We start from the raw sequence: 20,254 nt of genomic DNA, 5'->3' as shown, positions 1-20,254 counted from the left end.
AACGCATGAAAGCCAATCTGCCTCTGCCTTTGCTGATAGGGCTTTCACTGGCCGTACCGGCGGGGGCGGAGGAGGCGGAAATCGTCGTGCGCGGACGGCTCAAGCCGTTCAGCGGCGATGCGGCCTTTTCCACGCTTACCGTGGGCAAGCCGGCTCTGGAAGCGGCGGCCAGTCTCGATGAGGCGTTGAAGGGCGAGGCGCGGGCCTCGCTCTTTCGCCGCCAATCCAGCCTGACCGCCAATCCTACGATTCAGGGCCTGTCCCTGCGGGCCATTGCGCCGTCCGGGGCCGGGCGGGCCCTGGTGACGCTGGATGGCGTGCCGCAGAACGATCCGTTCGGCGGCTGGGTGATCTGGGCCGGCCTGCCGACGGACGCCATCGACCGCGCGCGTGTGGTGCGCGGCGCGGGCGGCGGAGCCTATGGGGCCGGTGCCCTGACCGGTGTGGTCGATATGGACCTTGCGCCGACGCAGGGCGGGTTTTCCGGCGGTCTCGACTGGGGTGACAGCGGTAATTGGGGCGCTCAGCTCAATGCCGGAGTGGGGGGCTTGAGCCTCCACTACAGCCGCGCCCGCCGTTATGGCGACGCTGCCGTGCGCGCACCGCAACGCGGGGCCGCGGACGAGGGCGTCTCCGGGGACGATGACGCCGTTCTGGCCGTGTGGCACCGCGAGATCGGCGTGCACGACCTGACCCTTTTGGCGGGGACTTACGACAGCCGCCGCGATACGGGTCTGTCCGGCGCGACGGCCAATGCCAGCGGCCACCAGTACGCCGTCAGCCTGACCCGCCCGACCGGCGATACCGGGCGGGGCTACCGGCTTCAGGCCTGGTATCGTGACAGCGATCTCACCAACCGCTCCGTCTCGGTGCTCAGCGGGCGGACCGGCACGTCTTTGGCCAATGATCAGTTCGCCACGCCCGCCGAAGGCTACGGCCTCAATGCGGCCCTGCGCGGCGAAAGCGAAAGCGGCGAATGGGAAGCCGGGGTCGATGCCCGCCGCAGCGAAGGCGAAGCGCGCGAACGTTTCCGTTATATGAACGGCATGGCCACGCGCTACCGGGCGGCCGGTGGCCGTACCGACGTGGCGGGCCTGTATATACAGGGCACGCGGCGCTTCGGTGCGGTCAGTGTGACCGCCGCGGTGCGCGCCGATCGCTGGCAGGCGACACGCGGTTTCCGTCGGGAGGACGATTTGACCAATGGCGCGCCGGTTCTCGATATTCACCCCGAAGACGCTGAGGCGACGGTGGGGTCGGCACGGCTCGGTATCACTCGCCAAGCGGGTCCGCATCAGTGGCGCGCGGCGGTCTATAACGGTTTCCGCCCACCGTCGCTTAATGAGCTTTATCGCCCGTTTCGAGTCGGTAATGACGTCACCGAGGCCAACAGCGCTCTGAAGCCGGAAAAGCTCAGTGGCATTGAAGCGGGCTGGCGTTATGCCGGTGAGGCGCTAAGTATCGATATGGGCGTCTTCCATAACCGCCTCAGCGACCCGATCAGCAATATCACCATCGGCTTCGGGCCGGGCACCTTCCCCACGGCGGGGTTTATCCCGGCAGGCGGCGTGCTGCGTCAGCGTCAGAACGCCGGTGAGGTGCGCGCCACAGGTCTGGAACTCTCCGCGCGATGGCGGGCCTCGGAGCGCCTCAACCTGACTATGTCCGGCACCCTGACCGATGCCAAAATGACGGGCGGCGATCCGGCGCTGAAAGGCAAGCGTCCGGCGCAGGCCCAGGCCTATCTGCTGTCGCTGGGGGCGGATTACCGTGTCGGGGAGACCGAGCTTGGTGCGGACGGGCTGTTCATCGGCGAAAGCTTCGAGGACGATCTCAACCGTCAGCGTTTGTCGCCGGCGTCGAAGCTGCGTCTGAGAGCCGAACGACCGGTGACGGATGATCTCAGTTTGCGCCTAACGGTCGACAATGCGCTGGACGCGGACATCCCCATCCAACGCACGGGCGAGGGCATCCTCAGCTACGACAACCGCCGTTCCGTGATGCTGTCGCTGCGCTATAAACGCTAGATCAGCAGATCGTAGCTCTCGGATGAGCGTTTCAGCCACGCCGCCGCGTAGCCGCAGATGGGGTGGATCTTCTGACCGCGCGTGCGGGCGGCGGCCACAATGCCCTTCATCAACTCGCCGGCCGCGCCTGAGCCGCGCAATTCCGGCGGTGCGAAGACGTAGTCGATATTCAGCACCTCGCCCTGCAGATGGTAGTCGGCATAGGCGACGTACCCGTCGCGGGTCAGTTCGAAACGGCTTTGCGCCGTATTGTCGATGATATCGCTCATGAAGGCCTCCTTTATGCAGAGATGGGGAGGGTGAGGAGAATTGCCATAAGGATGCAGCAGGTATCGATGGGCATGAACCGGGTAGGCTCACTGCACCGATTTTGTCACCCACCATTTGAGAAAGCGCGCCATGCCATACATAGGAAAGCTAAGCCACGTGACGAAAAGGACGTCCATGATGGTGATATCGCCAATGGGCAGGCCTGCATCAAAAAATCTATTGATTATTATGGCGCCAATCAGTGCGACCGCTGCGGACATGCCTATGATGGAGATTGTAACTATCCACAAATACAGGATTTTGTAATAAGATATCGCCTCCCCCTTAAGGCGTAGATGGCAGACGGCATCGCCAAGCCGTCCTCCGCTGATATGCATGATTTCTGTTGCAAGCATAGGGGTGCTGCCTTGCGCTTCGTGGCACGGGAAATGAAACAAAGCCGCCTTGAAGGACGGCTTTGTTTAAATGGTGGTGCTGGCAGTGCCGGTCTAATGAGACTGTGAGTTCAAAGCCGGAACATATCGATTGATCCGAATATAAGGCACGAATGGGGTCTGAGACCCCTCAAACCTGTGATCAATCAGGCCACCCGACGCTTGCCATCCATCAGCATGGACATCAACGCGCCCAGCACTTCGGGAAGCTCTGCACGCGGAACGACACGGTCCACCATGCCTTTGTCGACGAGGTATTCGGCGCGCTGGAAGCCTTCAGGCAGTTTTTCGCGGATAGTGGTCTCGATCACACGCGGGCCGGCGAAGCAGATCAGCGCGCCCGGCTCTGCCAGATGGATGTCGCCCAGCATGGCGTAGGAGGCCGAGACGCCGCCCGTGGTCGGGTCGGTCAGAACGACGATGTACGGCAGTTGCGCCGACTTGAGTTCCTGAATGGCGAGTGTCGTGCGCGCCAGTTGCATCAGGGAGAGCGTGCCTTCCTGCATCCGCGCCCCGCCCGAAGCCGTGATGGCGACCAGCGGCACCTTGCGCTCAACCGCGTAACGGCAGGCGGCAATAAAGGCTTCGCCCGCAGCCATGCCAAGCGAGCCACCCATAAAGGTGAAGTCCTGCACCAGCACGACGCAGGGCACATCCGATACCTTGCCATAGCCGATCTGCATGGTGTCCTTCGCGCCAGACGCATCGCGCGCCGCCTTGAGGCGCTGGGCGTAAGGCTTGCCGTCGGAGAAATGCAGCGGGTCTTCGGGCACAGCGGGCGTGTCGAGGGCTTCGTATTCACCGTTGTCGAAGGTAAAGGACAGACGTGTTTGCGCATTGATGCGCATGTGCCGACCCGTCGGCGTCACCCACAGGGCGGCCTCCAGGTCAGGACGATAGATCATCTCGCCCGTATCGGGGTCCTTGACCCACAGATTTTCAGGCGTTTCGCGCTTGGACACGAACTTGGAGACGCCGGGGGCGATCTTGGCGAGCCAGCCACCGCTGTCGCGGCGGTCCGTGGGGCGGGCGGGATTCGGCAAGGCGCGTCTACTCTTGGCTAATTTGTCGGCAATGGCCATACAGGTCACTAAACTCCGGGGGCGCTCAAAAATCTATGCGTTTCTCTAAGGTGCGTCGTGCGAACAAAGGGTTAACAATCCCTTTCCGCCGCGTCTTCAGAGTTTGAGGGCCTAGTTTCTTGCGTTACGGACAGCCTGAGCCAAAAGACCGGCGGTTTCCAGTACTTTTGTCCTGACAGGCGAATTTTCAAGTAAAGATTTCGCTATTGAATCGACCAGAACCGAGCCGACGACGCTGCCGTCGGCGATACGGGCGATTTCGGCGGCACGCTCCGGCGTCTTGATGCCGAAACCGACGACGACGGGCAGGCTGGCGACTTCGCGAACGTGGGCCACGGCGTCGCGGATACCCTCGGCATCGGCTTCCTTGACGCCGGTGACGCCCGCCACGGAGACGTAATAGACGAAGCCCTTGGTGCGCTTCACCAGCGTTTTCAGTCGATTGTCGTCGCTGGTCGGGGTGATCAGACGGATCAGGGCCACATCGGCGGCATCGAGCGCATCAATCAGACGTTCGGCTTCTTCCGGCGGACAATCGACGACGATCACGCCATCGACGCCAGCCTTGGCGCAGGCTTCGGCGAAGGCCGGATAGCCCATATTCTCGACCGGATTCATGTAGCCCATCAGAATCAGCGGTGTGTCGTGATTAATTTCACGAAACCGTGAAGCGAGGGCGAAAACGTCGGCGATCCTGGTGCCGTTCTTCAGCGAACGCTCGGCGGCCAACTGAATGATCGGGCCTTCGGCCATGGGGTCGGAGAAGGGGAAGCCCAGCTCGATAATGTCGGCCCCGGCCTCGGCCAAGCCCTTCAGCACGTCGAAAGAGGTTTCGAGATCCGGGTCCCCGGCCATGATGTAGGAGACAAAAGCGGCCCGGTTCTCCGCCTTGAGCTGGGCGAAGCGGGCGTTGATACGCGCGACTGACACGGTTAGAGATTCCCCATTTGCTGACCGAGGGCTTTCGCCACGGTGAAGATGTCCTTATCGCCGCGACCCGACAGGTTGAGCACGACGATACCGTCCTTACCGACCTCTTTGGCCAGATCGCCGACACGGGCGATGGCGTGCGAGGATTCGAGCGCCGGGATGATGCCTTCGAGCTTGGAGGTCAGTTGGAAGGCCGCCAGCGCCTCTTCGTCGGTGGCGTAGACATAGCGGGCGCGCCCCGTATCGAACAGGTGCGCGTGCTCCGGCCCGATACCCGGATAGTCGAGACCCGCCGAGATCGAGTGGCCTTCGAGAATCTGACCGTCGTCATCCTGAAGCAGATAGGTGCGGTTGCCGTGCAGCACCCCCGGACGACCGCCGTTCAGCGAAGCGGCGTGACCATTATAAACGTCGAGCCCGTGACCGGCGGCTTCGACACCGACAATCTTCACGCTCTCATCGTCGATGAAGGGGTGGAACATGCCGATGGCGTTGGAGCCTCCGCCAACGCAGGCGATGACGGCATCCGGCAGACGGCCTTCGGCTTCGAGTATCTGCTGGCGCGTTTCCTTGCCGATGATGGTCTGGAAGTCGCGAACCATTTCCGGATAGGGGTGCATGCCGGCGGCGGTGCCGATCATATAGTAAGTGTCATGAACATTGGTGACCCAGTCGCGCAGGGCCTCGTTCATGGCGTCCTTTAGCGTGCCGTTGCCGTTGGTCACCGGGTGCACCTTCGTGCCCATCAACTGCATACGAAACACATTGGGTTTTTGGCGCTCAACGTCCAGTGCGCCCATATAGACCGTACACGGAAGATCAAACTTGGCGCACACCGTAGCCGAAGCCACACCGTGTTGACCGGCGCCTGTTTCAGCGATGATGCGCGTGCGGCCCATACGCCGCGCCAGCAGGATCTGACCGATGCAGTTATTGATCTTGTGCGCGCCGGTGTGGTTCAGCTCTTCGCGCTTGAAATAGATTTTGGCACCGCCGAAATAGTCGGTGAGACGCTCCGCCAGATAGAGCGGGCTGGGGCGACCGACAAAGTATTTGAGAAGGTGATGATACTCCGCCCAAAAGGCCTCATCCTGTTTCGCCTGGGCCCACGCTTCGCCCAGTTCGAGAACGAGCGGCATGAGGGTTTCGGGGACATAGAGCCCGCCGAAATCACCGAAGCGCCCTTTGGCGTCCGGCATGTTGTAGCGATTGGTCAGGATGGCGTCATCCACGGGGAAAGGTCCTTTTGAACTAAAGCCCTTTTACGGCCTTAAGAAACTGAGAGATCAGTGCTGCGTCTTTTAGTCCCGGCGACCGCTCAACACCAGAAGAAACATCGACCATGTTGGCTTTCGACTGCGATACGGCCTCGGCCACGTTCCAGGGGGTGAGTCCACCCGCCAGCAGCCACGGCCGTCTTGCAGGATAGCCCTCCATCAGCGTCCAGTCGAACCGTGCCCCGACCCCGCCGGGCAGGGTGGCGTCCCTGGGCGGCTTGGCGTCGAACAGCAGGTGCTCGACAAAGTCTTCATAGGGCGTTGCGGACAGGACATCGGCACGGGTTTCGACGCTGATCGCCTTGATCAGGGGGATGCCGAATCGTTCACGGATATGACGCACGCGCTCCGGACTCTCATGGCCGTGCAACTGGATAAGGTCGGGGCGGACCTTCTGCGCAATCGCTTCCAGAAGCGAATCGTGCGGATCGACCAATACACTGACACATTTCACGTTTTTACCGACGCGTGCAGTATAGGCGGTCGCATTTGCAATCAACTGCGCCATGCGATCCAAGTCAAGATGTCTCGGACTTTTCGGAAATGAGATGAAGCCTAACATGCCAGCGCTGTCATCTATCGCGATGCGAGCGCTATCATCATCCGTAATACCGCAAATTTTTGCCTTGATAGTCATGAAACGCCTTGATTTTTACGTCAAATGTATCGAGCTTTAAGAAAAATCAAGAATTAAGGGTAATTCTTGAATCACAAAAAACGCGCCGGCTTTAATTGGCGCATACCTGACAGGGGAAAACTATATGACTGCCGTTCTTTTGAGCGACCTCTCCAATAGCGCCCATATGAAACTGGCGCTAGTGACGCCGGGCGAACGTCCGTCCGACGCCACGCTGTATCCGTGCAAGTCGGTCGAAGAATTCAACGCCTCCATAGTCGATTTTCTCGAAGCCAACAACCAGCCCGACCTCATGGCCGCGGCGGTGTCGGCCTGCGGGTGGGAGGTCGATGGCGGCTTCGCCATGCCCAACCACAATTTCCGCGTCGATCGTCAGCATCTGCGCGACCTGTTGAATATCCAGCGTCTGCATGTCGTCAATGACTGCGTATGCAAGGCCATGGCCGTAGATCGCCTGTTCAGTTCGGAACTGGTCAAGGTCTGTGGCGGCGATGGCGAGGATGGTCAGGCGCGTGCGCTGGTCGGCGCCGGGCGCGGCCTGGGCCTGGCCGGCATCGTGCTCGACGATCTGGGGCACCCCACCGTTCTGCCATGCGAAGGCGGTCATGCGGACCTCGCCGTCACTACGGCGCGCGAGGCGCAAGTGTTTGAGCATCTGGAACGCAAATACGGCCATGTGTCACGTGAGCGCGTCGTCTCCATGCAGGGCCTGGCGGAAATCTATGAAATCCTCGGCCGCGTGGACGAAGGCGACAGCCGCCGCGTTAACGCCGCCGAAGTCATGGCACTGGCCCACACGGGCGACGCGCGTGCGGTGGAAGCCATTTCCATAAGTCAGGGTTTCCTTGCCGCCATGGCTTCCGACACCGCCCTTATGCTGGGCGCGCGCGGCGGTATATATCTGGCCGGCGAGTATATCGAGATGATCAGCGAATTGATCGACTGGAAGGCTTTCGAGGATCGTTTCAACGATAAGGGTCGCCTGCGCGGCTATATGCAGGACATACCTGTCTACCTCATCAAGGCGCGCGATCTGGAACTGATCGGCCTGACCACGCTTTTCGCTTAGACCGGTCTATCCAGACAGACAAAAAGGCGCGGAACCCTCCGCGCCTTTTTTTATTTCTTCTTCAATTCTTCGAGGATATCCGCCAGCAGTTCCTTCTCCGAAGGTCCGGCCGGGGCCGCGGGAGCGGCAGGCGGCGGGAACAGGCGATTGATGGCCTTGACCACCATGAAGATGGCCGCGCCGATGATCACGAACTGGATCAGGGTATTGATGAACAGGCCATAGCTGATGGCCACTTCCGGCGTTTCGCCAACGGCGGCCTTCAGCACCAGCTTGAGATCGGAGAAATCGACCCCGCCCGTCAGCAAGCCGATCGGCGGCATGATGATGTTATCGACCAGAGACGAAACGATCTTGCCGAAGGCGCCACCGATAACCACACCGACCGCCAGGTCGATGACGTTGCCACGCATAAGGAAGGTCTTGAATTCCGAAACGATGCTCATGGGCGCCTCCTATTCGTTGTCGTCACCCGTCAAATTCAGGCGTTCACGCAGTTCCTTGCCGCTCTTGAAAAACGGCACGTGCTTGGCCGGGACCGACACCGCCTCACCCGTCCGGGGATTGCGGCCCACGCGCGCCGGGCGCGAACGCACCGAGAAAGCGCCGAAGCCGCGAAGCTCGACGCGGCCGCCCTTTTCGAGCGTCTCTATCATCGAATCGAGGATCAGATTGACGATCCGTTCCACGTCCTTTTGCGTCATATGCGGATATTCGGACGCCAAACGCTCGATCAGTTCCGATTTTAACATCTTATCCCCCGAACCCAGGTTCGAAAATATAGAAGGCGCCTGCTAATCCTGCGGCCCCACAAACATGGCCACATTGCAACGCAGCCGAACACCCGTCAGCACAACATGGAGGGAGCATGATCGAAAATGAAAGCCCCTTCAAGGGGTTGTTTCAAAAATTAATGCCTCTTGAGGTACGTTTGCGCACAATACCACTCTGTAACCGGCTACATACCGCGCATCGGGCGCTGCGGCGCACAAAAAAAGCCCCCGGTTTTCAGGCCTTGCGAACCTGAGAACCGGGGGCGGGAAACAGACCGTCAGGCCTTATTCCTGTACTTACTCTTTGGTTTGGCCGCGCAGGGCCGCACCCAGGATGTCGCCCAGCGAAGCGCCGGAGTCCTGAGAGCCGTACTGTTCGATGGCCTGCTTTTCATCGGCCATTTCCAGAGCCTTGATCGACACCGACACCTTGCGGGCGGCCTTGTCGACATTGGTGATCTGGGCGTCGACGCGGTCACCCACGGCATAACGCTCAACGCGCTGCTCGTTACGGTCGCGCGACAGGTCCGACTTGCGGATAAAGGCCGAAACCGGCGCGTCATCTTCACCGAACTTGACTTCGATACCGCCCGAAGTGACTTCAGTCACGGTCACGGTCACGGTCTGGCCCTTGCGGAAGGTGTCGCCCGACATCGGATCGCCGCCAAGCTGCTTGATGCCCAGCGAGATGCGTTCCTTTTCGACGTCGACGTCCAGAACCTTGGTCTTGACGACATCGCCCTTCTTGTACTTGGCGATGGCTTCTTCGCCCGCCACGTTCCAGTCGAGGTCCGACAGGTGCACCATGCCGTCGATGTCGTTTTCGAAGCCGACGAACAGACCGAATTCGGTCGCGTTCTTCACTTCGCCTTCGATCACCGAACCGATCGGGTGCTTCGACAGGAAGTCGTCCCACGGGTTGTTCTGGGCTTGCTTCAGGCCCAGCGACACGCGGCGCTTGCCGGCGTCGACTTCCAGCACGACCACGTCGACTTCCTGCGAAGTCGAAACGATCTTGCCCGGATGGACGTTCTTCTTGGTCCAGGACATTTCCGAAACGTGCACCAGACCTTCGACGCCCGACTCCAGTTCGACGAACGCGCCGTAGTCAGTAATGTTGGTGATGCGACCGGTGAACTTGCCGCCGACCGGGTATTTGGCTTCGACGCCGTCCCACGGATCGGACTGCAGTTGCTTCATGCCGAGCGAGATGCGCTGCGTGTCCGGGTTGATCTTGATGATCTGAACCTTGACGCTGTCGCCGACGTTGAGGACTTGCGACGGATGCGAGACGCGCTTCCACGACATGTCGGTGACGTGCAGCAGGCCGTCGATGCCGCCGAGGTCAACGAACGCACCGTAGTCGGTGATGTTCTTGACGACGCCGTCACGGATTTCGCCTTCGGCCAGTTGGCCGACCAGCTCGGTGCGCTGTTCAGCGCGCGCTTCTTCGAGGATGGCGCGACGCGACACGACGATGTTGCCGCGCGGACGGTCCATCTTCAGGATGGCGAAGGGCTGTTCCTTGCCCATCAGCGGGGCGATGTCGCGCACCGGACGGATATCGACCTGCGAACCGGGCAGGAAGCCCGAAGCGCCGTCCATATCGACGGTGAAGCCGCCCTTGACGCGGCCGACGATGGTGCCCATGACCGGCTCGCCCTTGTTGAAGATGACTTCAAGGCGGGTCCAGGCTTCTTCGCGGCGGGCCTTCTCACGGCTGATGACCGCTTCGCCCATGGCGTTTTCGACGCGTTCCAGATAGACTTCGACGGTGTCGCCGGCCTTGATGTTGGCGGCGTCCGAGCCGAATTCCTTCAGCGAGATGCGGCCTTCGGTCTTCAGACCGACATCGACGATAACGAAGTCCTTTTCCAGACCGACGACCAGGCCGTGTACGACCTGACCTTCGAGCATGTCGCGGCCGTGGAGGGATTCGTCCAGAAGGGCTGCGAAATCGTCACGCGACGGATTGTAATCGCTCATGTAATCTCAGTTTTGGGTTGGCGCTGAGGCATGGCCGCGACGAAGACGGCGTAAGCGGACAGGAACGGCGAAGCGCACGGCTTCGGCCACACGAACAGCGGCTTTGGGATGGGAATGTCACATGCCGGAAAACCCGGAAGGGTCCGCGAGGGCGCCGTTCGTGATCCTGCCTGAAAAAGAGCGCCGGTGAGATTGGCCCTTAAAAAGAGCCGCGGCGGTCCTTCACGATGCGTCGCGCATGTTCGATGGCCGCCTCTATACCTAAATCGGTCGTATCAAGCAAGACGGCATCCGCCGCTTTCTCAAGCGGGGCAGAAGCGCGCGAGGAATCGCGCTCGTCCCGCAGGCGAATGTCGGTCAGCACCTCTTCGAAGCTCAGGTTCGGATTGCCCTTGACCAGTTGCAGCCAACGGCGGTGCGCCCTGACCTCGGCGCGGGCGGTGACGAAGATCTTCACATCGGCGTCCGGCGCAATCACCGTACCTATGTCGCGTCCGTCGAGCACGGCGCCGCCCGCCTGATGGGCGAAATCGATCTGAAACTGCTTCAGGGCCTCGCGGACTTCGGGAATGGCGGCGACCTGAGAGGCCCACTCACCCGCCTCCCGGCCGCGCAAGGCGGGATTGTCGAGCGTTTCGGTATCCAGCGTCCGGGCGATTTCGACCATCGGCTGCACATCGTCCAGCGAAAGCCCCTTCTGCGCGCGCTGAAAACCGACCGCGCGGTAGATCAGGCCGGTATCGAGCATAGGCAGGCCGTAATCCTGCGCGATGACCGAGGCCAGGGTGCCCTTGCCCGAAGCGGCGGGTCCGTCGAAGGCGATGATGAGGGAATCCGTCATGCGCGCGGCTTTTAGAGAGGGAAACGCTGGCCGGCAAGCCCCTCCCGTGCGGCCGTCCGCTCACGGAATGGCAAAAAATCGGAACAGATGCCGAAAATCCGTTTTGACAGGCGGACGATCTGGTGGCAAGGGAGGCCAAAGCTTGAAATTTTTCCACTATATGAGGACGCTCCGTGGCTGATCCCGCCCTTGGCACCAAACAGATTTGTCCCAACTGCACGGCGAAGTTCTACGACCTGAACAAGCGCCCCGCCCACTGCCCGAAATGCGACAACGAATTCGATCCCGAAGAAGCGCTGCGCACCCGTCGCACCCGCGTCCGCCCGGTCGCGCCTGACGAATACGAAATGGACGACGAGGCCGAAGATCAGGTCAAGGGCAAGACCCCCGGCGACGAGGATGAGGACGAAGAACCGGAAATCATCACTCCGGAAATCGATGAGGTCGTTGCCGACGACACGCTGCTGGCCGACGAAGACGACGAACTCGATCCGGCCGATCCTGCGCGCGTCGCGCCTGACGCCGTCGACATGGACATCGAAGACGCCGACCTGACCGACGACGATGCCGATGACGTGCCCTTCCTCGAAGACGATGAAGACGATACGTTCGACGAAGACATCGACGGCCTGCCCGGCGAAGACAGCGAAGACGACATCTGATCGTCCGACACAGGACAGAAAAAGCCGCGAAGTTCACGCTTCGCGGCTTTTTTCATGGCACCTTGCGGAGCCATTCACGGACCTGTGAAAAAATCAGAAAATCTTGGAAAAAGCGCTTGCAACTGAAAAACGCTTGCCCTAGAAGTCGCCACCTCAGCGGCGGCGACGCCAGCGGGACCATCGAAATGAGATGGGGCTATAGCTCAGTTGGTAGAGCGCTTGAATGGCATTCAAGAGGTCAGCGGTTCGACTCCGCTTAGCTCCACCACTCACACTTATGCTTATTGTTTAATAAGTTAGCGGGTAGGTGAGTGGCGCATGGCCGTCGAACTCAGCCGCACTGTTTTTCCCAATTTATTACCTGGCAGTCAGAGACGCGTATCGCGTGTCACTATGCGAGCAACGACAGTGTGGCTTGTCCGTCGTCCGGAGCAGGATGAGTTGAAAGCCCTCCCCTGATTTCAGGGGAGATGCTAAGAGCAAGGTATGACCGACCGCCTTTTGCCTTTCGATGCGCCTCTGGAGCGGCTCAAAGCCCTGCACCCCAAGAAGATCGATCTGACGCTCGATCGGATGCTGCGCGTGTGCGAAGCGCTGGGCAATCCGCAGGACCGTTTGCCGCCGGTCATTCATGTGGCCGGCACCAATGGCAAGGGCTCGACTCTGGCCCTGCTCAGAGCCATGGCCGAAGCGCAGGGATTGCGCGCTCATGTCTACACCTCGCCGCATCTGGTGCGCTTCGCCGAACGTATCCGCGTCGCAGGTCGTCTGATTACGGACGATTATCTGGCGGACGTGCTGGATCGTGTCGAAAAAGCCAATGCCGGTAAGCCCCTGACCTTTTTCGAAGCCACCACGGCAGCGGCGTTTCTGGCCTTTTCGGAGGTCGAGTCGGATGTGCTTCTCCTGGAAACGGGACTGGGCGGTTTGCTGGACGCCACCAATATTGTCCGTGAACCAAAGATCAGCATTATTGCGCCCATCGACTACGACCATCAGGCCTTTCTGGGCACCGACCTGACGACCATTGCCAAGCAGAAGGCGGGTATCATCAAGCCCGGCTGCCCGGCGATCAGCGCGCGACAGCCGGACGAGGCGGAAGCGGTCGTCGAACGTGCCGCCTTAAAAGCGCGCAGCGCCCTCTATACGGCAGGGCAGGGCTTCGATGCCTATGGGGAAAACGGCCGACTGGTGTTTCAGGAGGAAGATGCGCTGCTGGACCTCAGCCTGCCGCGTCTGCCCGGCGCGCATCAGATCGACAATGCGGCTCTGGCTATCAAAGCGGCGCGGCTTATGGGCTGGTCTCCGGAGGCTATCGATCAGGGCCTGCAAACGGCAGTATGGCCCGCACGGATGCAGCGTCTGAAGGCGGGGCCGCTGGTTGCGGCGCTTCCGGAAGGCTCGGAACTGTGGCTCGATGGCGGGCACAATCCGCACGCGGCCCGCGCCTTACGGGCGCATATCGATCACCTGCAAATGCGCGATCCGAAGCCGCTGCACCTGATCTGCGGTCTGATCAACACCAAGGATGCGGCGGAGTTTTTCGCGCACTTCAAAGGCCTTGAAGCGCATATCACCTGCGTTGGCTTTTCGTCAGACGCGGTGATTCCGCCAGCCGAACTGGCCGAGACAGCGGCTCGAAGCGGCTTCAAGGCGGAAACGGCGGAGAGTGTGACCGAAGCGGTGGTGCGCATCGCGGGTGGTCCTACGCGCGTTCTGATCTGCGGCTCGCTGTATCTGGCGGGGGATGTTTTGGCGCTGTCGCCGGATACCTGGCCAAGTTAAGGGGTGTGGGGTCGTGACCCCACGACCTTTACCCCAAAGAAAAACCCCACTCTTTCGAGCGGGGTTTTTCTTTGGGTTTAGAAGACTCTGGGGCCGCAGGCCCCAGACCCCGGAACTTAGGAGTCCAGGAACGAGCGCAGTTTCCGCGACCGGCTGGGGTGCTTCAGCTTGCGCAGCGCCTTCGCTTCGATCTGACGGATACGTTCGCGCGTCACCGAGAACTGCTGACCGACCTCTTCCAGCGTGTGGTCGGTGTTCATGCCGATGCCGAAGCGCATACGAAGCACGCGCTCTTCACGCGGTGTCAGCGAGGCCAGCACGCGGGTGGTGGTTTCGCGCAGGTTCGACTGGATCGCCGCGTCGATAGGCAGGACGGCGTTCTTGTCTTCGATGAAGTCGCCGAGGTGCGAATCCTCTTCGTCCCCGATCGGGGTTTCGAGCGAGATCGGCTCCTTGGCGATTTTCAGCACCTTGCGCACTTTTTCCAGCGGCATGGCCAGCTTTTCGGCCAGTTCTTCCGGCGTCGGCTCACGGCCGATTTCGTGCAGCATCTGGCGCGACGTGCGGACGATCTTGTTGATCGTCTCGATCATGTGCACCGGGATACGGATGGTGCGGGCCTGATCGGCGATCGAGCGGGTAATCGCCTGACGAATCCACCAGGTGGCGTAGGTCGAGAACTTGTAGCCACGGCGGTATTCGAACTTATCGACGGCCTTCATCAGGCCGATATTGCCTTCCTGAATCAGGTCGAGGAATTGCAGGCCGCGGTTGGTGTACTTTTTGGCGATCGAGATAACGAGGCGCAGGTTGGCCTCGACCATTTCGGTCTTGGCCTGACGGGCCTCGCGCTCGCCCTTTTGCACCGTCTGGACGATGCGGCGGTAGTCGTCGACCGCCACGCCCATATCGGTAGCGAGCTGGATGATGTCGGCGCGAATGCGGCCGATCGGCGCGCTTTCGTTATCGGCGAATTTCTGCCAGCGCACACCCAGCTCACGCACTTTGTCCGTCCACTGAGGATCGAGTTCGCGGTGGTAGTAGTTCTGCAAAAACTCTTGTCTGGAAATGCCATAGGAGTCGGCCAGACGCAGCAGGCGACCTTCCAGCGACATCAGGCGCTTGTTGATCGTATAGAGTTGCTCGACCAGCGCTTCGATACGCTGATTGTTGAGCTTGAGCGTCTTGAGGTGACGGGTGATGGCCGAAGTGACCTCATCATAGGCCGCCTTGTCCGCGGGGTCGACCGCAGACCCTTCGAGGCGCGCGCCGAGGATCTTTTCCTGCAGGCCGCGATAGATCTCGAACTCCGATGCGATGGCGTCGAGCGTGGCCATGACGCCGTCACGCAGTTCGGATTCCATCGCCGACACCGAAGGACCGGCGCCGTCGTCGAAATCGTCCTCTTCCTCTTCTTCCGGCTGGGGCTTCTTCTCTTCCTCATCCATCGGGACGTAGTCGTCGTCCTCATCGTCCTCGCCCTTCGGCTTTTTCGGCTCGACCGGCTTGGCTTCGACGATCTCGGTCTTGGGCGACGCAACCGGCTCAGGGGCCTTCGCTACGGGCGCAGGCGCGCGCATGGCGATCGGGGCGTCGGCGTCTTCGTCTTCGGCGTCTTCACCCAGCGCGCCGGGTGGCGGGCCTTCCGACGGGCCGCCGCCGTAGGTGCCTTCGAGGTCGATGATTTCGCGCAGCAGGATGCGACCCGACTCCAGTTCTTCGCGCCAGATCATGATGGCTTCGAAGGTGAGAGCGGATTCGCACAAACCCCGGATCATGGTGTCGCGACCGGCTTCGATGCGCTTGGCGATGGCGATTTCGCCTTCGCGCGACAGAAGCTCGACCGAGCCCATTTCGCGCAGATACATGCGCACGGGGTCGTCGGTACGGTCGTAGGACGAGGTCTTTTCGGCGACGACCACGCCGCCGGTTTCCTCACGCACGGCGATTTCGCCACCTTCGGTCGCTTCCTCTTCGGAATCGACGACGTTCACGCCCATTTCCGTGAGCATGGCCAGGGTGTCTTCGATCTGTTCCGAGGTGAATTCCTCAGACGGCAGCACTTTGTTCAGCTCGTCCATGGTGACGTAGCCGCGCGCCTTGGCGTTCTTGATGAATTTCTTTACGCCGGCATCGGTAAGGTCGAGAAGGGGGCCGTCGGAAGGCGTATCGGCTTCGGGTTTGTCCGTCGCTGTGCTCATCTATCTCTCCGCCCATGACTTCGGTCACGGGCCGTTGAAAACGGGTTGCGACAAATTTGCCGCACCACACCTGTATTTACGAAGAAGGTCAACGAAGTCTTAACCTAGACGTCCGTTTCCGCTTCAAAAATCTGTCCGCTTTTCAAGGCCTTGCGCAAGCTGTCGCGTTCCTGCTTGGTCCGGACGAAAATTTCGGCATCGAATTCTGCCGAAGCATCATCCCGAGCCGCCTTTAACGCACGGTCCAATGCCGTCAGACGCGCGAACGCGTTGAACGCCTTGGTCCAGCCGGCTTGCGCATTAGCGAGAGTTGTGTCCTGTGCGAGGATGGGCGAGGCCGATCTGAGGGCCGCCTTCTGTATCTCGCTCAACAATGCGCCGAAACCTTGATTTTGCAGATGGCGGTTCACAGCGCCTGAGTCAAGAGGGCTTGTGGAAAAACTTAGGGCTACCAGAGCGCGAACCAGTCCATCCAGCGCCGGGTCGCCAAGCCCATAGGATTCCAGCGCTTCCATGTGGTCGAGCATCCAGTCGGGATGGTCGAGCAAGCCCTGCGCCAACGCCGCCGCCATGGGATCGAGCGCTTTCGACAGGGCGCGCGCCGCCTGCTGGCCTTCGGGGGTGGCGATGGTCGGCGGTTCGATGAGGCGGCCGCTGGCGTCGCGGCGGGGGAAACGCCCGCGCGCCTGACCGTTTTGAAAACCCTGACCTTGATACCCCTGGCCCTGAAACCCTTGGGTTTGGCGTTGGAACAGGGCGTCGTAGCGATCCATCAGATCCTGACGATAGGAGTCCGCCAGATCCTTGTCCTCGATCTGCGCCGCCAGAGCGCGCAGCCGCTTGCGCAAGCCGGCCTTGCGTTCGGGCGTATCGAGCGGCTCCAACTCGTGTTCGCGCTTGAACAGCACCTCGACGAAGGGCTGGGTTTCGCTGAGGGCTTCGCGCAGCGCCAGCGGGCCCTTTTCGCGCAGCACGTCGTCCGGGTCCTTGCCGCCGGTGATCAGGCAGACCTTGAACGACCGGCCCGGCTTGAGCTTGGGCAGGGCGCGGTCCAGCGCCCGGCTGGCGGCGCGCTGACCGGCCTTGTCGCCATCGAAGCACAGGGTCGGCTCCGGATGGCGACGCCACAATATGTCGATCTGTTCCTCGGTCAGGGCAGTGCCCAGCGGGGCGACCGCGGCGATCTGCGCCCGCTGACAGGCCAGTACGTCCATATAGCCTTCGACCACGACCAATTCCGGGCCCGTCTGGCTGGAGCCGAGGATTTTGAGCGCCTTGGGCAGGCCGTACAGCAGCGCGCCCTTGTGGAAGAGAGGCGTTTCCGGGCCGTTGAGATATTTGGCTTTTTCGTCCGGATCGAGCGCGCGCCCGCCGAAGGAGACGATCTTGGTGCGGGCGTCTTCGATAGGGAACATCAGGCGATTGCGGAAGCGGTCATAAGGGGCCTTGCCTTCCACTTCGATCAGCAGGCCGCATTCGACCAGTTCGGAGACCTTGGCGCCCTTTTGCACCAGTGCGTCCTTCAGCGCCGTGTGGTCCTTGGGCGCATAGCCGAGGCCGAAGTGCGCCACGTCCTGATCGGAAAGGCCGCGCTTTTTCAGGTAGTCGCGCGCCGCCCTGGCGCCCGGCGTATTGTCATGCAGCCGGGCCGAGAACCATTTGGCGGCCAGTTCCATCCAGTCGTTAAGCGATTGGCGTTTCTGTTCGGCCTGCGCGGCCTGCGGCGTCTGGACGGGCAGGGCCATGCCGGCTTCCGTCGCCAGCCGCTCGACCGCCTCGACAAAGCTCAGACGTTCCGTTTCCTGAAGAAAGGAGATGATGTCGCCGTGCTTGCCGGAGGAGAAGTCGTGATAAAACCCCTTCTCGTCATTGACGTAGAAGGAAGGGGTCTTTTCCTTGGAAAAGGGCGACAGGCCGACCCATTCACGGCCGTTACGGCGCAGCTTGACCGCCTTGCCGATGACCTCGGAGGGCCGCAAGCGGGATTTCAATTCTTCCAGGAAACGATCGTCGAAGCGCACGGTTTACATATACGCCCTTCGGATACAAAAGAAAGGGGAGGTGGACTATGGCCTTGTGGCAAAGGTCCTGATTTGTCGCCAATGTTTACCGTCGGTACAGTAGCGAGAATCGATGTGCACATCGAAAAATGCCCCCTTACGCTGACCGTGCTGGAGCAGAGCCTCAGTATCCAGCTCCAGCAGATCGACCGATAATTCTCCCGTTCGCACAACACCGATAATAAACGTCTTTTCTGCCTCAACAGGTACAGTGAAGCGCCAGCCGTCGCCATCACGTCCGGCCATAGCTATATGAAAGGCGTACTGGGCACCTTTGATTATGGCGTAGATGTCTATGCGCTCATCAAGGGCACGTTGGTCGTTGGTGTCCGGAAAGGCTGGTGCGGCGCCGCACATCTGGATCAGCCCTGCGACGACGTTAACCGCCCCGTCCACCGTGGCATCTCGTAACTTCTGTTGGCGTTCATCCAGTTCAGAGGCCTTACCAAGCGCCAGCCACGCCTCATCGACCTTGAGAATTTGCGCCAAAGCCTTCATGGTTTTGTGACGGGGTAAAGCCTCGCCGGCAAACCACTTGCGAACCGATTCTGCCGTTGATGCGATATTATGAGCTTCCAGTTGCGTTACAAACCATCCGAGGCGTCCGAAATTCGGCAGAGGCACATTAGCATTGCCGTCACAGGCCAAGGTCAGGCGCTTGGCGAATTCTTTATGCTCTATGTTCTTCACTATTAGTCCTCCCGGCGATGAACATTAGAATCAATTGACCATTATTGCAAATTAAAAGTGAAACCCTCTGGGGGATTGACGTTCGAAAAAAAGTTTTTATCATATAGAGGGTGTAAGAAACGCTTTCACCCACCTTTAAAATCACGTTTAAGGAGAAATGCAAATTATGAGTGCAACATTTATGGCGATGGCAGACCCCACTTTTTTGTTACCGTGGATCTTGGTTACCCTGAAAGCCAAGCTAGTATTGGATTTTAGCCTCCGCTTTCGGATGCGGATAGATATGTAAGACCTGACTTAATTGTGCGGTGATAGTCCAGCCTCCGGTAAAAGGCTTCCGGGTCCTTCGGTTTGACCACCCACGAGGGGTCATGGTTCAGCAGGTCATAGAGCCGTGTCAGGGTGAAGCGCACGGCTGAGCCGCGCGCGAACAGCGGCAGGGCGGCGATTTCAGCCTCTGACAGCGGGCGTTCATTGTGGTAGCCGTTGACGAAGGCCGCGATCATGTCGGGCAAAGGCTGGCCGCCCGGCGTAAAGCCCCAGGCGTTCAGCGCCACGGCCAGATCGTAGGCATAGAAGTCGGTGCAGGCGTAATAATAGTCGATAACGCCGGTGACCTGCCCTTCGTCGTCCATCAGGACATTGTCGGTGAAGTAGTCGGCATGGATAGCGCCTGCCGGTAGTATTTTTGTTTGCCCTACCGCTTCGCTGTTTGAGGGCGAGGTCGGCCATTGGGTTTTCAGCCACGCCACCTCCGCGCGGAAATCGGCCAGTACGGCTTCGGCGCGGGCCGACTGCGAGGCGCGCGGCGCGCAGCGCTCGATCAGCGCATCCCAATGGGCGATGCCCATCTCGTTCTCGCGCGTCTGGGCGAAGTCGGCCCCGGCAGCGTGGAGTTTGGCCAGATATTCGCCTGCTGAGGCAGCATGACGCACGTCCGGGTTGCGCGGCCAGCGGCCGGGCAGCCACTTGATCAGGGCGCAGGGCTTTCCATTAATGCGCCCGACGGTCGTGCCGTCTTTCATGATGGCCGGACCCGGTGCAGGATACCCCTTGCGGTCGAGATGCAGGGTGTAGTCCATGAAGTAGGGAAGGTCCTTTTCGGGCGTCGCCGCCTCGAACAAGGTCAGGGCGTAAAGCCCTGTCGTCGTTTCGACCTTGAAATTGGTGTTGGAGACGCCTTCCTCGATGCCTTCGAGGTGGATCAGGTCGCCGATCTCATAGCGGCTCAGATAGGCGCGGGCCTCTTCCAGAGATACCTTGGTAAAAACGGCCATTAATAATCAGTCCCGCACCTGCATCCTATTTTACCCCCTCTCCCCGACGGGGAGAGGGTTGGGGTGAGGGGGCCCCCTCATCCGGCACAAAGACTTTGTCTTTGCGCCACCTTCTTCCCAAAGGGCGAAGGGAAAGCTGCCCTGCTATACGCAAGACAGGCCCGCTTCGACAATAGGGCTTGGACCATCTGCGACCCGTTCGCAATATTTCATGCATAGCGTTGACCTGCGTCAAAGCCTTGTCCTATAAGGG

At 60.5% G+C, this 20,254-nt stretch carries 18 protein-coding genes and 1 tRNA gene; 5 read left to right on the top strand and 14 right to left on the bottom strand.

What is annotated here, in order from left to right; translation table 11 throughout:
- Window positions 1-5 precede the first annotated feature (5 nt).
- Window positions 6-2,027, top strand: a complete 2,022-nt coding sequence (locus LH365_RS13585; RefSeq protein ID WP_226744169.1) for a TonB-dependent receptor — start codon at window positions 6-8, stop codon at window positions 2,025-2,027.
- On the opposite strand, the gene LH365_RS13580 is transcribed toward LH365_RS13585, so the two are convergent.
- The 6 genes from LH365_RS13580 to LH365_RS13555 form a co-directional block, all read right to left on the bottom strand.
- Window positions 2,024-2,296 (bottom strand): GNAT family N-acetyltransferase, encoded by a 273-nt coding sequence (locus LH365_RS13580; protein ID WP_226744168.1) that lies wholly within the window; start codon window positions 2,294-2,296, stop codon window positions 2,024-2,026. The genes LH365_RS13585 and LH365_RS13580 overlap by 4 nt on opposite strands.
- A gap of 87 nt (window positions 2,297-2,383) precedes the next feature.
- The gene (locus LH365_RS13575) at window positions 2,384-2,692 is read right to left on the bottom strand and encodes a hypothetical protein (protein ID WP_226744167.1); all 309 of its coding nucleotides are present in this window, start codon (window positions 2,690-2,692) and stop codon (window positions 2,384-2,386) included.
- A gap of 185 nt (window positions 2,693-2,877) precedes the next feature.
- On the bottom strand, window positions 2,878-3,813 hold the full coding sequence (locus LH365_RS13570) for an acetyl-CoA carboxylase carboxyltransferase subunit beta (RefSeq protein ID WP_226744166.1): 936 nt from the start codon (window positions 3,811-3,813) through the stop codon (window positions 2,878-2,880).
- A 111-nt stretch (window positions 3,814-3,924) separates the two neighbouring features.
- On the bottom strand, window positions 3,925-4,743 hold the full coding sequence (trpA, locus tag LH365_RS13565) for a tryptophan synthase subunit alpha (RefSeq protein ID WP_226744165.1): 819 nt from the start codon (window positions 4,741-4,743) through the stop codon (window positions 3,925-3,927).
- A 2-nt stretch (window positions 4,744-4,745) separates the two neighbouring features.
- Window positions 4,746-5,942 carry a tryptophan synthase subunit beta gene (gene trpB / locus LH365_RS13560; RefSeq protein WP_226745489.1) on the bottom strand — a complete coding sequence of 399 codons (1,197 nt, stop codon included), beginning with the start codon at window positions 5,940-5,942 and terminating at the stop codon, window positions 4,746-4,748.
- A 52-nt stretch (window positions 5,943-5,994) separates the two neighbouring features.
- Entirely contained in the window at window positions 5,995-6,657 is a 663-nt protein-coding gene (locus LH365_RS13555; protein WP_226744164.1) for a phosphoribosylanthranilate isomerase, read from the bottom strand.
- Window positions 6,658-6,781: 124 nt separating this feature from the next.
- On the opposite strand from LH365_RS13555, the gene LH365_RS13550 reads away from it, so the two are divergent.
- A complete protein-coding gene (locus LH365_RS13550; protein ID WP_226744163.1) occupies window positions 6,782-7,726 on the top strand; it encodes a glucokinase in 945 nt (314 codons plus the stop codon).
- 50 nt (window positions 7,727-7,776) lie between these two features.
- On the opposite strand, the gene mscL is transcribed toward LH365_RS13550, so the two are convergent.
- From mscL to cmk, 4 genes are all read right to left on the bottom strand, one after another.
- On the bottom strand, window positions 7,777-8,172 hold the full coding sequence (mscL, locus tag LH365_RS13545) for a large-conductance mechanosensitive channel protein MscL (protein ID WP_226744162.1): 396 nt from the start codon (window positions 8,170-8,172) through the stop codon (window positions 7,777-7,779).
- Between the two features lie 9 nt (window positions 8,173-8,181).
- Window positions 8,182-8,478, bottom strand: coding sequence for an integration host factor subunit beta (locus LH365_RS13540; RefSeq protein WP_226744161.1), 297 nt, complete (start codon window positions 8,476-8,478; stop codon window positions 8,182-8,184).
- Between the two features lie 318 nt (window positions 8,479-8,796).
- Complete coding sequence (gene rpsA, locus LH365_RS13535) at window positions 8,797-10,485, bottom strand: 30S ribosomal protein S1 (RefSeq protein WP_226744160.1); 1,689 nt, start codon at window positions 10,483-10,485, stop codon at window positions 8,797-8,799.
- A gap of 199 nt (window positions 10,486-10,684) precedes the next feature.
- Window positions 10,685-11,326: a (d)CMP kinase gene (gene cmk, locus LH365_RS13530; RefSeq protein WP_226744159.1), complete on the bottom strand. Its 642-nt coding sequence runs from the start codon at window positions 11,324-11,326 to the stop codon at window positions 10,685-10,687.
- A 173-nt stretch (window positions 11,327-11,499) separates the two neighbouring features.
- Here cmk and LH365_RS13525 point away from each other — a divergent pair, with 173 nt between their 5' ends.
- From LH365_RS13525 to LH365_RS13515, 3 genes are all read left to right on the top strand, one after another.
- Complete coding sequence (locus tag LH365_RS13525) at window positions 11,500-11,988, top strand: TIGR02300 family protein (RefSeq protein WP_226744158.1); 489 nt, start codon at window positions 11,500-11,502, stop codon at window positions 11,986-11,988.
- 192 nt (window positions 11,989-12,180) lie between these two features.
- A tRNA-Ala gene (locus LH365_RS13520) sits at window positions 12,181-12,256 on the top strand.
- Between the two features lie 218 nt (window positions 12,257-12,474).
- Window positions 12,475-13,773: a folylpolyglutamate synthase/dihydrofolate synthase family protein gene (locus tag LH365_RS13515; protein WP_226744157.1), complete on the top strand. Its 1,299-nt coding sequence runs from the start codon at window positions 12,475-12,477 to the stop codon at window positions 13,771-13,773.
- Between the two features lie 116 nt (window positions 13,774-13,889).
- Here the strand turns inward: LH365_RS13515 and rpoD are convergent, their stop codons facing one another.
- The 4 genes from rpoD to LH365_RS13495 all read right to left on the bottom strand — a co-directional run bounded on the left by rpoD (window position 13,890) and on the right by LH365_RS13495 (window position 20,001).
- Window positions 13,890-15,974, bottom strand: a complete 2,085-nt coding sequence (gene rpoD, locus LH365_RS13510; protein ID WP_226744156.1) for an RNA polymerase sigma factor RpoD — start codon at window positions 15,972-15,974, stop codon at window positions 13,890-13,892.
- A 104-nt stretch (window positions 15,975-16,078) separates the two neighbouring features.
- Window positions 16,079-17,995, bottom strand: a complete 1,917-nt coding sequence (gene dnaG / locus LH365_RS13505) for a DNA primase (RefSeq protein ID WP_226744155.1) — start codon at window positions 17,993-17,995, stop codon at window positions 16,079-16,081.
- Window positions 17,996-18,040: 45 nt separating this feature from the next.
- Window positions 18,041-18,724: a hypothetical protein gene (locus tag LH365_RS13500; RefSeq protein WP_226744154.1), complete on the bottom strand. Its 684-nt coding sequence runs from the start codon at window positions 18,722-18,724 to the stop codon at window positions 18,041-18,043.
- A 254-nt stretch (window positions 18,725-18,978) separates the two neighbouring features.
- A complete protein-coding gene (locus tag LH365_RS13495; RefSeq protein ID WP_226744153.1) occupies window positions 18,979-20,001 on the bottom strand; it encodes a homoserine kinase in 1,023 nt (340 codons plus the stop codon).
- Between the last annotated feature and the right edge of the window lie 253 nt (window positions 20,002-20,254).

The sequence above is a fragment of the Asticcacaulis sp. AND118 genome (assembly GCF_020535245.1).
GTDB lineage: Bacteria > Pseudomonadota > Alphaproteobacteria > Caulobacterales > Caulobacteraceae > Asticcacaulis.
This window is presented reverse-complemented; position numbering and strand designations above follow the sequence as displayed.

What these genes read in the sequence shown, in the direction of transcription:
- LH365_RS13585 (WP_226744169.1), top strand. Translation starts at nt 6, where the DNA reads ATGAAAGCCAATCTGCCTCTGCCTTTGCTGATAGGGCTTTCACTGGCC.
- LH365_RS13580 (WP_226744168.1), bottom strand. Translation starts at nt 2,296, where the DNA reads ATGAGCGATATCATCGACAATACGGCGCAAAGCCGTTTCGAACTGACC.
- LH365_RS13575 (WP_226744167.1), bottom strand. Translation starts at nt 2,692, where the DNA reads ATGCTTGCAACAGAAATCATGCATATCAGCGGAGGACGGCTTGGCGAT.
- LH365_RS13570 (WP_226744166.1), bottom strand. Translation starts at nt 3,813, where the DNA reads ATGGCCATTGCCGACAAATTAGCCAAGAGTAGACGCGCCTTGCCGAAT.
- trpB (WP_226745489.1), bottom strand. Translation starts at nt 5,942, where the DNA reads ATGCCGGACGCCAAAGGGCGCTTCGGTGATTTCGGCGGGCTCTATGTC.
- LH365_RS13555 (WP_226744164.1), bottom strand. Translation starts at nt 6,657, where the DNA reads ATGACTATCAAGGCAAAAATTTGCGGTATTACGGATGATGATAGCGCT.
- LH365_RS13550 (WP_226744163.1), top strand. Translation starts at nt 6,782, where the DNA reads ATGACTGCCGTTCTTTTGAGCGACCTCTCCAATAGCGCCCATATGAAA.
- mscL (WP_226744162.1), bottom strand. Translation starts at nt 8,172, where the DNA reads ATGAGCATCGTTTCGGAATTCAAGACCTTCCTTATGCGTGGCAACGTC.
- LH365_RS13540 (WP_226744161.1), bottom strand. Translation starts at nt 8,478, where the DNA reads ATGTTAAAATCGGAACTGATCGAGCGTTTGGCGTCCGAATATCCGCAT.
- rpsA (WP_226744160.1), bottom strand. Translation starts at nt 10,485, where the DNA reads ATGAGCGATTACAATCCGTCGCGTGACGATTTCGCAGCCCTTCTGGAC.
- cmk (WP_226744159.1), bottom strand. Translation starts at nt 11,326, where the DNA reads ATGACGGATTCCCTCATCATCGCCTTCGACGGACCCGCCGCTTCGGGC.
- LH365_RS13515 (WP_226744157.1), top strand. Translation starts at nt 12,475, where the DNA reads ATGACCGACCGCCTTTTGCCTTTCGATGCGCCTCTGGAGCGGCTCAAA.
- rpoD (WP_226744156.1), bottom strand. Translation starts at nt 15,974, where the DNA reads ATGAGCACAGCGACGGACAAACCCGAAGCCGATACGCCTTCCGACGGC.
- LH365_RS13495 (WP_226744153.1), bottom strand. Translation starts at nt 20,001, where the DNA reads ATGGCCGTTTTTACCAAGGTATCTCTGGAAGAGGCCCGCGCCTATCTG.